Origin of the sequence: Methylophilus luteus, assembly GCF_042676265.1 — a bacterium.
Taxonomy (GTDB): Bacteria; Pseudomonadota; Gammaproteobacteria; order Burkholderiales; family Methylophilaceae; genus Methylophilus; species Methylophilus luteus.
The window spans coordinates 80545-93797 of the sequence record NZ_JBHTKB010000002.1 but is presented as its reverse complement, the minus strand read 5'-3'; the positions used below and the strand labels follow the sequence as shown (position 1 = coordinate 93797).

Genomic DNA, 13253 nt, shown 5'->3' with positions numbered 1-13253 from the left:
TTAAAAGCATAAGTTCGGGATTGAATTGAGTAATAGATTCCCAATGTATTCGGTTGCAACTAGTCCGACTATTCCTACAATCATTGAAGCTTGAGCTGATGCATTTTCAAGTGAAATCCGGTTAATCTTGAACTGTCGTTATCAATGTGTGGAAACAATATTCTGTTCCCTCATTGACTATCGACATAGCGGTGGTTCCTGTGGGAACCACCGCAATTATGTCCCAGCTTTGAAATCATCACGATTTGTCATTACCGGCCTTTCAAAGGGAGTTTGAAATGTTAATCAGCAAAGTCATGACATCCAAAGTCATTAGTGCATCACCTGAACAATCCCTCAGACGTGCAGCACAAATTATGGAAAGGAACGACTTCGATTGCATGCCTATCTGTTTAAATAAGCGATTTATTGGGACAATAACCATTCGAGATATTGTCTCGAAAGTAGTGGAATTTGGTCTTGCACTTGATGAGTTCACTATTGAAGATTTGATGACTCCAGACTCTAAATTTTTATTTGAAGATCAAACAATATACTACGCCTTGAGTTTGATGAATGAGAACCAGCTGTGCAGTCTTATGGTAGTGAACAGAGACAATGAATTAGCCGGCATTATTACCCTAGAGGACATAATGTTAAGTATCAAGGGTACTAACCCAGAATTAACTAATAAAGATAGCAACATTGAGGTCGACTTAAAAAAAGTTTTGAAAGTGTCTAGGAAAATAAAAAACCTAGAAACTTCCTTGGAATTTAGACAAATTAAAAGTCGAGCGAAAAATGTTCACTCGACTCCATATTGAATTTCCAATTAGCCGTTTACGATCGTTCCACCATTAGGATGAATAATTTGCCCGGTAATGTATGAAGAGTCATTTGATGCGAGGAATACATAGGCTGGCGCTACCTCACTCGGCTGCCCTGGACGCTTAAGCAAAGTTTCTGTTCCAAAACCTTCAACCTTATCCGCAGGGAAGCTGGCTGGTATCAAGGGCGTCCAGATTGGACCTGGAGCAACTGCGTTAACGAGTATGCCTCGTTCAGCTAATTGATGAGCCAATGACCTTGTGAAAGAGACTACCGCTCCTTTGGTTGAAGAGTAGTCAAGCAGACCTTCATTGCCTTTATAAGCTGTCACTGATGCAGTGTTAATTATTCTCCCACCTAGTGGAAGATATTTTAGTGCCTCTTTGACAATATAGAACATGGAGAATAAATTAGTTCGGAATGTATGTTCCAATTGCCTTTGTCCTATATCTTCAATCGAGTCTTGCGGATATTGCTGAGCGGCATTGTTTACTACAATATCCAGCTTTCCAAATGTACCCACTGTTTTCTCAATCAAAGATTGGCAAAATGTTTCATCACTAACATCACCTTGTACTGAGATCGCTTTCCCGCCATATGACTCAATAAGAGAAAGCGTTTTCTGAGCGTCTTCATCCTCTTCATCGCTAAGATAATTGATAACAACATTGGCACCTTCTGCTCCGAAATGTACAGCTACAGCTCTACCAATGCCGCTGTCCCCTCCGGTTATTAAAGCGACTTTGCCTTCCAGCTTCAACGCAGATTTATAACTTGGATCAATGTATTGCGGTCTGGGATTCATCTCAGTTTCTAAACCAGGCTGTATATTTTGATGTTGTGCTGAGGGATCTAAATCACGATGGTCTCTAGAATCATTTATGACGTCTAATTCCATACTAACTCTCCTATCATTAATGCAAAATTCGATTTTAAGAAAGCATGTCCATTAGAAAAAGAAGAAACTGACTGATAACTTTGTCGGAAAATTAAGAATATCTAAAACTTAATATTCATTCTGCTTTGATTTATATCGTTTAAAGATTCTTACAATAGCTTCAGTAATAGCCTCTAGATAGGAGTTCAAGTAGTGAATAGCATTTCTTTATGAAATGTCTAAGGATTTAGAAATGTATAAATCAAATATGAAATTCAAATATTTACTTACACGTCTCCTATGGTCTTTAAGCGCCTTATTTTTAATCTTTCTTTCAATGTTTTTGATTTCTTTAAGTGTAGTGATATTAACTGGGGTATTTGCGAAAAATGTTCACTATGACCCTAATTTGAAGCCAGCGAATACTGATCAAAAATTTATTGTAGTCACTTCATCAACACATATGGAAGATGTAATTAGAAAATCAGATTTAGAAACTGTGCAGTTACCGGCGAAATTTTAATTCAATGATTAAGTTATGAGCGTATTTGTATTATTGAGGAGGTAACTCTTCATAAAATTCTTGCTCTGGAAGATTTTGCACAGCAGTTACTACGAATGGTTGCCAGGCTCTTAATTCTTTCACTGCGCGTTCTATATATAAGCCTAAAGCAAGCGGCTCTACGTCAGGTCTAGTCTCTCTCAACTGGATATCTTTAGCTAGATTGAGTACCAAAGCAGTGAAAACCAATTCAATATTTTCCATCTAAATATTCCATATATTGAAAATAATGTAAACTAAAAGAAAGGAATAAAGGTTTCAAGAGAGGGCTCCTAGATATAGACGCCCTTAGTTAACAACTTGAGTTCAAACAAGGTGATTGAGCACGACTTATTAACGATTTTTGATAGTAAAAAAACTCCTTTATCGGATTAATCAGTCAAATTCTGGTTTAACTGTAAGATATTATTTATTATTAAGTAAACGAAAAACTTAACTATCAAATGGTTGGCGTATTTTTTCGGCGGTTCCAGATTTTTCCATTAGTTTACAGCTTCCACTTTGTAATACGTTGTACGCACCTTTATAGTCTTCTACATCAATGAACCTTTCAGCTTCATTGATTGTGGACATCGTTACATCAAACATATTCAGAGCTCTCAAAGGCTGTTCCGCTGCCTTCAATATCATTCGCGAATAATCGAAAGCCCCATTTTCAATTTCATGTGTATCTCCAGCCTTAGCAAGAGAAACAACACCTAACAGAAAGTCATAGGTATTTTCAACATCTGCAATAGTTTTCGGTTTTAGGGTCATGATTGTTAACGCTATGTCTGCGGTGCTCTCCAGCATCTAATCCAGTCAACTGCATTTGATATATAAACTTGGAGTGTGTTTACACCACAGGCTAATTATTGAAGGACGATTTTAATTCATGATCAATTGTAGGCTTGTAATTCAGCGAATCACTGCTATTTTCAGTTAATGCAGCATCTAAAGCTTCAATTACCTTATATAGCAGAAGCTTGTCATTTGTTTTTAGAACAGATGATTCCCCCTGATGCGTTGATATCCAAAGAAAGTAAGACGCCTTTGCATTAAGCAAAGTAAGCATGCCTACAAAGAAAAGGACGCCACCTATTACAAATAGACGACCTTCATCAAACATAAGCAGAGATCCCAATACTACAGCGAATACTGAGAAACCACGCCAAGTGTTGGTTGCGGTAAATCTTTTAGATTGAATCGTGTCTATGGGATAGGACTTGCCACTCACAATTAGCTGTTGAGAATTGACTGTTATCCCATTTTGTTGAAAATACAGAATTGTATTCATATCATAGCCCTTGTTACCTTTTGAGTAGGGTTAACATGATCAGCGGAATATTTACATGGTGAGTAAGTAATCCTGGAACCTGAAATAGTACTCCTCTAGATTGCAATTGATAAGTATTTTGTAGTGGGCTAAGGATGATAAAGCAAATTAATCTAAGTGGTTGCTTAATCCAGTCATGATTAAATCCGAGTTGATTGCTTGGCTTACTTTAGATGTTTCGATACACATCTATTTGAATTGAAGCTAATCACTTAGGTAATTTTACTCAATTGCTGAGCAACATTTAAAGCACTGACCAAATTATGTACATGTTGAGAATCCACACTAATTAGAACTTGATGTTCTCCTGAGGTTGTCCCTATTACAACTGAATAGGGAATGGGAGCAGATCGCCAATGTAATAATCCCAACATCATTAATACTGAACCTAGTAGCGGTAATTTGGCATGGCCAAATAATAATGGCAAGCCACTAAACATCAACAATCTTGCCAGCCAACGATTTGGTTTTAGCATTCGTTGATCTACCCAAAGAATACTATCTAAAGAATATTTTTTCCCGTTAGCAATCAAGTGGTACTTACTAATGCTAACTTCTTTATAGCTGTAAATTAGATTGTCATCCATCGTTTACGCCTTATTGCAATTGAATAATAAGACTTGCTGGTACAGCTTGAAAAAATGATTCTATGAAGGATTATTTCATACAACTCTATGGGCTCATCAAAGATTTAAATCGTAATCGAAGGCTCCCAATCAAATTCCACCCAAGTAGGCGCATGGTCACTAGCACCACCCCTGCCTCTATAATCCTTATCTACATTTGCATCTTTAAGACCTGCGGCCAGAACTGGGCTCAATAACAAATGGTCTATTCTTAAGCCGGCATTGCGAGACCAACGGTTTCGTTTGTAGTCCCAATAAGTATAAATACTTTCATTAGGATGACTTTTCCTTAATGCATCTGTCCAGCCTTGCTTTACTAAATCTGAGAATGCTCTACGACTTTCCGGCTGTAAAAGAGCATTGTCGTCCCATGAAGTGGTTTTGTATATATCGATAGAGGTTGGAACAACGTTATAGTCGCCAGCGAGAGCCACTGGCAAACCGGTTTCTAATAGCTCTTTGGCATGGGCATTTAACCGTTCAAACCATGCTAGTTTGTAATCAAATTTAGGCCCTGGCTGAGGATTCCCGTTTGGCACGTATATGCTGGCCAAAATCAATCCATTAATCGCTGCCTCGATATACCTTGCTTGTTTATCAGCTAGGTCTCCAGGTAAGCTGCGGCGTATCAAAAGTGGCACACTATCTTTACTAAGTATAGCGACACCATTCCAAGCTTTTTGACCTTGCCACAATGCACCATATCCCGCTTTTTCAATAGCCTTGATAGGAAACTTGTTTGTTTCCGACTTAAGTTCCTGCAGGCACACTGCATCAGGCTCTGTTTCGGTTAACCACTCCAATAATCTCTCAATACGATTGTTGATCCCGTTGATGTTGTAAGTGGCAATCTTCATGTGGTTATCCACCTAATTTAAGTACATGGTCTAAAAGATGGATAGCTGATTACTATTTGGCTCAGTAAGGTCTGCATCTAAATAGCCATTTGGGCTTAATTTTAGGAGGACTCTGGCTTCCTCATGAGTGGCATTAAGCCAATTATGTAAATCACGATCCTCTATAACCACCACTGACCGTTTCTCTTCATTGGGCTTATGGAAATGACTCATCAATGGATGCTTATCCGCATTAACAGTAAGCATTGAAAATGAGCGAATGATTTCCCCTGTGGCCTCATCAGTGAAGCTTTCATAAATTGATGCTATCGCTGTAGGTTCTCGATCAGATCGGTATATGGGTGTGGGCTTGGATCGTTTACCCGATATGTCATACAGTGGCTCGTAAAAGTTGTCAGCAAGCACTAAACCGAATCTTCTTTGTTTCCAGGGCGACCGATAGGACTTTCGAATTTCAACTGTCTCTGTACGGGCGTTATGAGTCTTTTGCGCGAATGCAGATCGCTCTTCTGGATCGGTCCATCGCGGAATCAGCCCGAAGTGGCCTAACTCACATCTGGTGACGCCATCCTCAAAGAAGACGAATGGGGCTAGATAGTATTTGAAGACGTGCTCTTTCCATTCACTTTCCGGTAAGTCGCATCCAAGATTATTTCTAACCCAGTTTGATTGAGTATGTTTTATGGGTTCGTAGTTACTGCACATTGGTTTTCTAGATTCAAAGTTTTTTCAACCCAGTATCGAATGACAATTCGCTTTTTATAAGTGATTGCAAATTATCTATATCAATGGCTGGATTCAAATTCAAATAGGCCTGCGTCAATATTGTTAATGGGTGCACCTCGATTGAAGCCGCATATTCGTTAATTTTTACTACTGATACTTCTTTCTTACCGTTTTCAACTTCTGATAAATAAGACCTACTTGCAAATCCGCTGATGGATTCTTGAGTTATGTTCTTGCTTTTCCTTAGTCCGCTTATTGCTTTACCCAACGCTTTGTTGAAGTCCATTTTCCTGTCCTCTTTAGAGGACTAATGAAGCCAGCGACTACCCTTTCGGACTATACGCTATAGCGTACATTTTTTACAAAACGTTTATAATGTACTCCTTGGCGTACATATTGCGTTGAGATATCTAACAATAACTGAGAGGTAGAGATGAGCGGCATTTTTAAAAATTTGGGAGTAGTACTTGTTACTGCATTTTCTTTTGAAGCGAGTGCTCAAGCAGCAAGCACTACTGTAGATCTTCAATCATTGGACAGTGGAACCTATAGCTCTGTAAACGCAGGTCACATCTCTTCCGAAACTTCAATTTATATTCAGCAGGATTCAGCTAACGTATCACGTAATTTCTTTGTATTTGATTTCAACGGGCTGAACATGACCAACTTGGTTTCAGCTGAGTTGTATGCAAATAACGTCTGGAATTTAAGCCCGGAAAGTCATCTTGCATATTCTCTGTATGACGTAACGACGAATATCAATGATCTTCGTACGAGTGGAACAGGCCAATATTCAGTTTTCAATGATCTAGGCACCGGAGCAAGGTTTGCAAACATTGAACTCAACAATCCTGGTCGCTACGACAATTTTGTAATGACGTTCAATCAGAGCGGTATCGATGCAGCAAAAGCAGCAACTGGTCTATTTGCATTCGGTGGAGCACTAACATCGCAAACGAGCGGAGTCGCATTCATGTTTGGTGACAATGAAAACCCAGGCGCACCATTCACCTATGGTCTTCGCTTAACTTTTTCAGAGTCAGTAACTGCTGTACCCGAAGCAGATAGCTACGCGATGTTATTGGCTGGGTTGGGCGTTGTGAGTCTGATCATACGTCGCCGAAATAAATAATAAAAAGGGAAAAATAATGAGAATGTCATTTAAACGTCTGCTTTTAGCAGCAACACTTACACTTTCGGCAATTGGTACTGCCAATGCTGCCAAAGTCCTTATTGATACTGATGATCAATCTGGCGTTACTTATGTGGGAATGACGGCCACAAACATGGGTGGTTACTTCTATAATTGGGACGGTCTTTCCGGCAGGAAAGGTGACCATGTTCCCGATGCAAATTTCATTACTGAAAACATGAACATATATTATGTTTTTGATTTGAGTGCTATCACTTCGGCTGGTATTGATCTGAACAACGTGTCTAAAGCAACATTGAGTCTATCTGCTGGTACTTCATATACCCCAATTGATGGGTTTGTTTGGAGTATTTATGATGTCTCGACAAGCGTTTCGGAATTGACCGCTCCACAACAAGATAGAACCGACATTTTTGAGGATTTGCAGTCAGGTGCAAACTTTGGAAGTATGAAGTTGCCGTACAATTCTGAGATACATATCCCATATGAAATTTCATTTAACCAAGTTGGTTTGAGCTCTATAAAGTCTGCATCTGGTCTTTTTGCCATAGGTGGGTCATTTAATCAATGGCTCGATGGCGAGTACGATACGGCCAACTTGTTCCCGAACGATGGCGGGTGGGCTTTATATCTACAATTTGCCACACCAGTTCCTGAAGCGGAAACCTACAGTATGTTACTAGCCGGGTTAGGATTTATTGCAGCCATTGTCAGACGACACAAAGCCAAGACAGGTTGTAGCTAATTTATGCCAAAATCGTTTTTGCTTTGAAGCTAGATTGGGGGAATCCTAATATAGGAATCCCCCAACCTTCTGTAAGTTAGTTTAACTATGTATCTCAAAGTTGCTAGTGATATCTTCCTAACAAGCTCAGCTCATCCAAAGCAGGTATTCGAATATCAATTAGCATCAGTTGACTCTAGTGTTTTCAACGCATTTTGCAATGAGATTATTCGATTTTTTAATCCTTTAGCGTATTCATCTGCTTCCAACATCGCCTCAATTTCAGATTCGCTTTTGTCTTTATTCCTGCTAATAAACTGCGCCTTACGAGTGTCATAATCTAGAGATACTGACCTTAGAGTTTGATTCAGAGTAAGTCTTTTATTTGCAGAATTGTTCTGCGTACCTTCTTTTAATGCAAGCTCAAGTCCATTTATGAAGGAGCAACTATTGTGATATTCGATCACATCTTGTATTGCTCGATCAAAAACATATTCATCATTATCTTTAGTATCAAGATTATTTATTATTGTAGTTCTAAGGCCTTTTCTACTTTCTCTGATTTTTGCGGTGATAGCTGTAGATATCATGGTTTTGTACACGGTTTCATTAACCAATGATCTTTCTGCATTTGAAAATAATGCCAACGCAGAAAATAATGTTTTTGCACCTGTTGATGCCGCAACAGTTGCAGCACCTGCAAATAAATTAGTTGCTGTTCCAAATCCAAGGTTGAATGCAGCATCATTGCCGAAGATAGTTTTAACGTGTTCATTGCAAATATTGTCAGATACAACCATCAATCCAGCTGCTACAGCATTTCTTTCTTCTTTACTGCATCGATCATTTGAAGCACATAATTCGGTTATTATCTTTTCTTCGTGAAGCGTCTTTTTAAAATTCAAAACCCTCCTTAGCTCACTCATATTCGTCACATTACTACTGGTTGTTTCAGCAGGTTTCTCAGTTTGCGTAACTGTTTTAGAAGGAGGTTGAGGAATGATAGGATCTGCAGGCTTAATGTAATTGTTGCTGGTAGACTGCTCTGGAAGTAATTGTGGGGGGAGGTAATCTCGATACCAATGCTTTTGCAGTTGAGCGCAACCCGTCACACATGTTGCTAAAAAAAGAGATAGTAAAAAGGATGGTTTTTTTATCATTCTGATTTTCCTAATCTTTATTTCGAGCATGATGAAGTAAGTGGGTCAAAAACGCACTCTTTGGGACGTTTGAATAAACAATCTCCATCCTTTTGAGAGGGATCATCAATCTTTGCGAAAATGGTATTTCTAAGATGCGTTTCCACATCATTCCACGGCAATCTTTGATCGACTGCGGATAAAAGCCATGCACTTACTTCCACTGGCCCATTTTCATAAGGTTGATAATTTTTTTGCGCAACATTATTAACGAGCCATGTCGGATAGCGATCTTGAAGGTTATGCATGGGTTCACCTCCATTTTTTTTATCTTTGGATTGAATGTCATAGTTATACACATCCTTCAATACCGCGATTTTTTTTGACCCTAAAGAGCGTTCAACGCGGCATGTATGAGAAGATGACCAAGAGTCTTCAATAACATGAAACATGCTTCCAAGCGCTACATCATGAGTAATCTTAAGCCGTTGATCCGGGTCCATGGATGTTGGAGTAAATAAAGATTTAACCTTTAGATTTTTGGGATCAGCACCAACATTCAACCCAATTGATTTTAGGGAGAATCCAATATCCATTTTATCTGTTAGAGGGTCGTCTGGATGATGAACTTTTGTTGCAACATCGTATGCAAACCTAATCCAATTTAGCGCTTTATCGGTTGTGAATTTTATACGTTCATTCGCAGTAATCTTCGAATCTTTGATATCACTCATAAAATGTAAATGCTGTAGGGTTCCAAAATGGGATTCATGCCCTAAGTGATCTTTTGCATCAATAAATACTCCCAATTGGGAAGTAGGATAACGAGCTTGGCCAGGCTCTAAAATATTTTTGAATTTGTTAACACCTGACAGAAAATCCTTGCCTTGATAGAGCATGGTCATTAATGGATCATCGTTCCACCAAACACCATATATGATCGCTTTAGTTAGATGGTAGCTCGGTTGCATTCCCCATGGATTCGATTCAACGTAGCGAACTGCCCATTCTTCTTTATCAAGATAAGGATATTTCCACCCCCTCTTATTGATATTCAACCCTCCTCGGCCTGCATACAACAATATTGAACTCAGCACCATATGTTCATGAACTGCCGATTTATAATCCTCTTTTAGCCATCCACAGAAATTTATATCACGTACTTTGTCTTGAGTAGGTATTCCATCTACTAGCTTCAAAACACGCATACAAGGACTAATTTTGAATGCCCAAGAGTGAATGGGAATTAAACCCAAAGCAATCGTCAAAAGGGAAAGTACATATAGCCTTTTAGGAACCAAACTCACATTCAATAGATATTTCATATCCTCTCCCTTTGTGATTTTTAACTTGATTCTTATATTGTTATACCCAAATTAACCTTATCTTTCTTATGGTTATAAAATAGCAAATAAATAAATCAAAATGAAAAAATGTTAATTTTTTATAGACATAAATGAGAACTATTTATAATTTTAGGCATTTATGTCATTTATTCTATGACTTAACTTATTCTTGTACTTTTGTTGAAACTTAGCGGAAGTTTGTTTAAAAAGCCGACATTAAGTCGGCCTTTTAAACAACTGCAATTTACTGGAAGATTTTAACTTTAGGCACTCCATAATACTTTCCTGCATATTCACCATGCATCCAGTTACAGATGTGGAGCAAAAGCCAACGGTCACTATCTGGATCAATGAACTCCTCAAGAATGTAATGCGATCCAGATTGCGTCAACACGACATTGATTTCTGGATCGTAAGCGATGATGCGGGATGAATGTAATCCCTGCGTATCTGGAGCTCCAACACGATGTCCAACAATATATAAGTTTGCTACTCCCACAAGTAGAAACTCCCATTTGTAGATAAATCCAGACCTGAGTATTCCTCTGAGATTCGAAATCAGAAAAGTTTTACTGATTTGTGCCAAATCCAATTCTGACGCCGTAGATAGTCTTAATTCATTTCTATGCTGCCTAACGATACCATCAAGACTTGAAGGAGCATCTTTCACATAATTATCTACATTCACATTTAAATTTCTAATACTAATCAGACTCAAAATAGACGTTCACAATTCGGCCCAGTACATAACTCTGAGGATATTAAACAACTCTTGCGCAAACTTAAGATGCCGATAGGTTAGTACATGAAGTTTCATCTCTATGCTCCTAACGCAGCTAATCTCATCACTTTTGCATCATCTAGAGCGTGATGTCTTCGATACTCTCCTTTCAGAAATATATCTTCGGTGTTCTGAAAGAATTTATGCACTCTTCTTAGATTGTTCGTGGGCACGCAAGTATCTAGCTTTGTCTCCAGATTTTTGGGCCAAGGATAGCCAGCGAATAAAGTATCAATGAAATGGCCATCATGAGCTATTGCGTCTGAACACATGACTACATACGAGCTAAATTGCTCCAGCCACACTTTTAGTAATGTTCTAGTTTGCTCAGTCGTCATGCGAGCGTAGATTACCTGGTAATCAATGACCTCAGGTAGCACTGGCGCATCTAATAACGGGAGCACAGTCTCTTTGACGAATACACTGCAATCCTCAAAATCGTAGCCATCTGTTAGTTCTGAATAAAACGTGCTTTCACCGTCTTCAGTGATTAAACCAATACTGATCAATTTAGCTTCAGAATGAATCGGTCCTAGTTTCGTGAACTCTGTGTCCAGATACAATCTTGTGTTAGGCATTTTCATTCATGGCCTCAGTTTGTTGGCCTTGGTACTGCCAGTCATATACAACCTTGTTACCACACTCTTCATTGAATAAATCTTTCAATATGTCGTAATTCGAAATTTGAAATCTTCGAAGTGGTAACTTCTTCAGGGCACTGGAAATTAGTATCTGCACCGTCGTAATTCTGCATAAATTCAGATCAATATCGTTTGCATATACCTCGACACTTCCAATAGCCTTAGCACCACCGGCATCATGAAATTTGCGCAATTTAGCTAATAGCAAAGCACCTGCACCACATGAACTGTCATTGATAGATAAGGACGTTTCTCCTTGGAAATGTTGGTTTGCATCATCAATATGCATCTCTGCAAGCAACGTCGCTAAGCTTGATGGAGTAAAGAACTGTCCTTTTCGAATATTGATTGAATGCTGCTCGTATACAGCACCTAAAATATCTGCAAAGGGTTCGGAACTGAATACCTCAGTCAGATATGTTCGAGTCAACTCATTCATCATTTCTGCATAGTCTGCTGGATGTTCCTGACCTTGCTCATTTAATGATTTTCCAAATCGTGAATCTGAGTAAATCGACCCACTGATAGCCTGCTTAAACAGATTGTTGTGAAAAAATGGGGATGAGAGCAGTACACACATTAATTGCACGAAATCATTCAGAATTGCACCAGGTGTTAAGTGATTAAATTGGCGTGTGACTTGAGTGAATTGATCTTGGAATTCAGGCATCTAGAAATATCCTTATGTTCAATTAATAGAAAATGGGACTGATCCCAAAATGCTCACCCCAGCCGTTCTGATGCGCTACCGCACAGATATGCATCAGCAAATTGACATGTCCTTCGCCCTCCACGAAATTTTTCACACGGTAGTAAGATCCTGACTTAGTTTTGATGACCTTATTTTGCATATCTACTCCAACAACTGTGGATGTGTGCCAAGGGACCTCTCGGACACCATCGTAAATAAACCCAACTAAACAAATATGCTCTCCCTCAGCTGTAGGAACAGTAATTTTCCGCTTATAAAGAAAAGCATCGTGTAACTCATGTTTGATGTTTACTGCCTGCAACTCCAACATGAGCTCCTGCGTTTGACTGATATCAACGTATTCGAACGTCAATTGATCACGATTGATCTTGATGATGTCGTCCAATTTTTCACAAAATATTGCTGCAAGTTGCGATTTCAAATCCCCAGGGGTTGTTTCTTTGCTCATGGTTTTTTCTTTTCCTTAACGCTCGATTTGCAGAGGCTAATAAAGCTTTCGAATTTCAATTTCTCAATCAACTTTGGTGCCCGTGTATACCCATCAAAGATAGATTCACCATTTGCTAACAAATATTGAAATACAACACCCCTTGGTTTTCTGGATGGATAATTGGCAGCTAATACTTGCTTTATCTCAATGGCTACCGTGTCATTTTGTTTAGTTAACCGTCTAGGCATCACCCCATAAATCTTTCGAATTGGCAACTCGTCACAAATCTCAGCAAGACTTGAAGTGTCTGAAGCCATGACAAGATTGGGCATCGAAATCCCCTCCGAATTTACAAACTCTCTTTTGACCATAGCGATAAATATCGGAGTATCCGAGTTCAATCTAACAGCTCTGAAATTGAGCTTGCCAGGTATAAAACTTAGGCAAAGTCTCTCTTCATCCGTATAAAACATATTTTCCTCGTCATAACGCACCAGTATACTGTAACGAATACTTTTGATTTCCGCAATAGCTTATAATTCGAACTTCACATGGAG

The 13253-nt window shown here is 38.9% G+C and carries 19 protein-coding genes; 4 read left to right on the top strand and 15 right to left on the bottom strand.

Annotated elements, in window-relative coordinates:
• Nucleotides 1-278: 278 nt before the first annotated feature.
• Nucleotides 279-803 (top strand): CBS domain-containing protein, encoded by a 525-nt coding sequence (locus ACFQ1Z_RS10010; RefSeq protein WP_379057354.1) that lies wholly within the window; start codon nt 279-281, stop codon nt 801-803.
• Between the two features lie 8 nt (nt 804-811).
• Here ACFQ1Z_RS10010 and ACFQ1Z_RS10005 read toward each other — a convergent pair whose 3' ends face one another.
• Entirely contained in the window at nt 812-1705 is an 894-nt protein-coding gene (locus ACFQ1Z_RS10005; protein WP_379057352.1) for an SDR family oxidoreductase, read from the bottom strand.
• A gap of 232 nt (nt 1706-1937) precedes the next feature.
• On the opposite strand from ACFQ1Z_RS10005, the gene ACFQ1Z_RS10000 reads away from it, so the two are divergent.
• Complete coding sequence (locus ACFQ1Z_RS10000; protein WP_379057350.1) at nt 1938-2207, top strand: hypothetical protein; 270 nt, start codon at nt 1938-1940, stop codon at nt 2205-2207.
• A gap of 30 nt (nt 2208-2237) precedes the next feature.
• Here the strand turns inward: ACFQ1Z_RS10000 and ACFQ1Z_RS09995 are convergent, their stop codons facing one another.
• The 7 genes from ACFQ1Z_RS09995 to ACFQ1Z_RS09965 all read right to left on the bottom strand — a co-directional run bounded on the left by ACFQ1Z_RS09995 (nt 2238) and on the right by ACFQ1Z_RS09965 (nt 6056).
• Entirely contained in the window at nt 2238-2450 is a 213-nt protein-coding gene (locus ACFQ1Z_RS09995; protein WP_379057348.1) for a hypothetical protein, read from the bottom strand.
• Nucleotides 2451-2678: 228 nt separating this feature from the next.
• Nucleotides 2679-3002, bottom strand: coding sequence for a hypothetical protein (locus tag ACFQ1Z_RS09990; protein ID WP_379057346.1), 324 nt, complete (start codon nt 3000-3002; stop codon nt 2679-2681).
• Between the two features lie 91 nt (nt 3003-3093).
• Nucleotides 3094-3522 (bottom strand): DUF6232 family protein, encoded by a 429-nt coding sequence (locus ACFQ1Z_RS09985; protein ID WP_379057345.1) that lies wholly within the window; start codon nt 3520-3522, stop codon nt 3094-3096.
• A gap of 251 nt (nt 3523-3773) precedes the next feature.
• Entirely contained in the window at nt 3774-4148 is a 375-nt protein-coding gene (locus ACFQ1Z_RS09980) for a DUF6232 family protein (RefSeq protein ID WP_379057343.1), read from the bottom strand.
• Nucleotides 4149-4252: 104 nt separating this feature from the next.
• Nucleotides 4253-5044 (bottom strand): exodeoxyribonuclease III, encoded by a 792-nt coding sequence (locus ACFQ1Z_RS09975; protein ID WP_379057341.1) that lies wholly within the window; start codon nt 5042-5044, stop codon nt 4253-4255.
• Nucleotides 5045-5074: 30 nt separating this feature from the next.
• Nucleotides 5075-5749 (bottom strand): SOS response-associated peptidase family protein, encoded by a 675-nt coding sequence (locus tag ACFQ1Z_RS09970; RefSeq protein ID WP_379057339.1) that lies wholly within the window; start codon nt 5747-5749, stop codon nt 5075-5077.
• Between the two features lie 13 nt (nt 5750-5762).
• Nucleotides 5763-6056 (bottom strand): helix-turn-helix domain-containing protein, encoded by a 294-nt coding sequence (locus ACFQ1Z_RS09965; RefSeq protein ID WP_379057337.1) that lies wholly within the window; start codon nt 6054-6056, stop codon nt 5763-5765.
• 147 nt (nt 6057-6203) lie between these two features.
• On the opposite strand from ACFQ1Z_RS09965, the gene ACFQ1Z_RS09960 reads away from it, so the two are divergent.
• Nucleotides 6204-6902: a PEP-CTERM sorting domain-containing protein gene (locus ACFQ1Z_RS09960; protein ID WP_379057336.1), complete on the top strand. Its 699-nt coding sequence runs from the start codon at nt 6204-6206 to the stop codon at nt 6900-6902.
• 16 nt (nt 6903-6918) lie between these two features.
• A complete protein-coding gene (locus ACFQ1Z_RS09955) occupies nt 6919-7668 on the top strand; it encodes a PEP-CTERM sorting domain-containing protein (protein ID WP_379057335.1) in 750 nt (249 codons plus the stop codon).
• A gap of 155 nt (nt 7669-7823) precedes the next feature.
• Here the strand turns inward: ACFQ1Z_RS09955 and ACFQ1Z_RS09950 are convergent, their stop codons facing one another.
• The 7 genes from ACFQ1Z_RS09950 to ACFQ1Z_RS09920 form a co-directional block, all read right to left on the bottom strand.
• Nucleotides 7824-8807, bottom strand: a complete 984-nt coding sequence (locus tag ACFQ1Z_RS09950; protein ID WP_379057333.1) for a hypothetical protein — start codon at nt 8805-8807, stop codon at nt 7824-7826.
• Between the two features lie 17 nt (nt 8808-8824).
• Nucleotides 8825-10111, bottom strand: coding sequence for a hypothetical protein (locus ACFQ1Z_RS09945; RefSeq protein ID WP_379057331.1), 1287 nt, complete (start codon nt 10109-10111; stop codon nt 8825-8827).
• Nucleotides 10112-10376: 265 nt separating this feature from the next.
• Nucleotides 10377-10820: a hypothetical protein gene (locus ACFQ1Z_RS09940; protein WP_379057329.1), complete on the bottom strand. Its 444-nt coding sequence runs from the start codon at nt 10818-10820 to the stop codon at nt 10377-10379.
• A gap of 131 nt (nt 10821-10951) precedes the next feature.
• Nucleotides 10952-11497 carry a hypothetical protein gene (locus tag ACFQ1Z_RS09935; protein ID WP_379057328.1) on the bottom strand — a complete coding sequence of 182 codons (546 nt, stop codon included), beginning with the start codon at nt 11495-11497 and terminating at the stop codon, nt 10952-10954.
• A complete protein-coding gene (locus ACFQ1Z_RS09930) occupies nt 11484-12224 on the bottom strand; it encodes an N-6 DNA methylase (protein ID WP_379057327.1) in 741 nt (246 codons plus the stop codon). The genes ACFQ1Z_RS09935 and ACFQ1Z_RS09930 overlap by 14 nt, the downstream gene beginning before the upstream one ends.
• Nucleotides 12225-12246: 22 nt before the next feature.
• A complete protein-coding gene (locus ACFQ1Z_RS09925) occupies nt 12247-12714 on the bottom strand; it encodes a hypothetical protein (protein WP_379057326.1) in 468 nt (155 codons plus the stop codon).
• A complete protein-coding gene (locus ACFQ1Z_RS09920; RefSeq protein ID WP_379057324.1) occupies nt 12711-13190 on the bottom strand; it encodes a hypothetical protein in 480 nt (159 codons plus the stop codon). The genes ACFQ1Z_RS09925 and ACFQ1Z_RS09920 overlap by 4 nt, the downstream gene beginning before the upstream one ends.
• Between the last annotated feature and the right edge of the window lie 63 nt (nt 13191-13253).

What these genes read in the sequence shown, in the direction of transcription:
- ACFQ1Z_RS09925 (WP_379057326.1), bottom strand. Translation starts at nt 12,714, where the DNA reads ATGAGCAAAGAAACAACCCCTGGGGATTTGAAATCGCAACTTGCAGCA.
- ACFQ1Z_RS09955 (WP_379057335.1), top strand. Translation starts at nt 6,919, where the DNA reads ATGAGAATGTCATTTAAACGTCTGCTTTTAGCAGCAACACTTACACTT.
- ACFQ1Z_RS10000 (WP_379057350.1), top strand. Translation starts at nt 1,938, where the DNA reads ATGTATAAATCAAATATGAAATTCAAATATTTACTTACACGTCTCCTA.
- ACFQ1Z_RS10005 (WP_379057352.1), bottom strand. Translation starts at nt 1,705, where the DNA reads ATGGAATTAGACGTCATAAATGATTCTAGAGACCATCGTGATTTAGAT.
- ACFQ1Z_RS09990 (WP_379057346.1), bottom strand. Translation starts at nt 3,002, where the DNA reads ATGACCCTAAAACCGAAAACTATTGCAGATGTTGAAAATACCTATGAC.
- ACFQ1Z_RS09980 (WP_379057343.1), bottom strand. Translation starts at nt 4,148, where the DNA reads ATGGATGACAATCTAATTTACAGCTATAAAGAAGTTAGCATTAGTAAG.
- ACFQ1Z_RS10010 (WP_379057354.1), top strand. Translation starts at nt 279, where the DNA reads ATGTTAATCAGCAAAGTCATGACATCCAAAGTCATTAGTGCATCACCT.
- ACFQ1Z_RS09985 (WP_379057345.1), bottom strand. Translation starts at nt 3,522, where the DNA reads ATGAATACAATTCTGTATTTTCAACAAAATGGGATAACAGTCAATTCT.
- ACFQ1Z_RS09950 (WP_379057333.1), bottom strand. Translation starts at nt 8,807, where the DNA reads ATGATAAAAAAACCATCCTTTTTACTATCTCTTTTTTTAGCAACATGT.
- ACFQ1Z_RS09945 (WP_379057331.1), bottom strand. Translation starts at nt 10,111, where the DNA reads ATGAAATATCTATTGAATGTGAGTTTGGTTCCTAAAAGGCTATATGTA.
- ACFQ1Z_RS09975 (WP_379057341.1), bottom strand. Translation starts at nt 5,044, where the DNA reads ATGAAGATTGCCACTTACAACATCAACGGGATCAACAATCGTATTGAG.
- ACFQ1Z_RS09930 (WP_379057327.1), bottom strand. Translation starts at nt 12,224, where the DNA reads ATGCCTGAATTCCAAGATCAATTCACTCAAGTCACACGCCAATTTAAT.
- ACFQ1Z_RS09935 (WP_379057328.1), bottom strand. Translation starts at nt 11,497, where the DNA reads ATGAAAATGCCTAACACAAGATTGTATCTGGACACAGAGTTCACGAAA.
- ACFQ1Z_RS09960 (WP_379057336.1), top strand. Translation starts at nt 6,204, where the DNA reads ATGAGCGGCATTTTTAAAAATTTGGGAGTAGTACTTGTTACTGCATTT.
- ACFQ1Z_RS09970 (WP_379057339.1), bottom strand. Translation starts at nt 5,749, where the DNA reads ATGTGCAGTAACTACGAACCCATAAAACATACTCAATCAAACTGGGTT.
- ACFQ1Z_RS09965 (WP_379057337.1), bottom strand. Translation starts at nt 6,056, where the DNA reads ATGGACTTCAACAAAGCGTTGGGTAAAGCAATAAGCGGACTAAGGAAA.
- ACFQ1Z_RS09995 (WP_379057348.1), bottom strand. Translation starts at nt 2,450, where the DNA reads ATGGAAAATATTGAATTGGTTTTCACTGCTTTGGTACTCAATCTAGCT.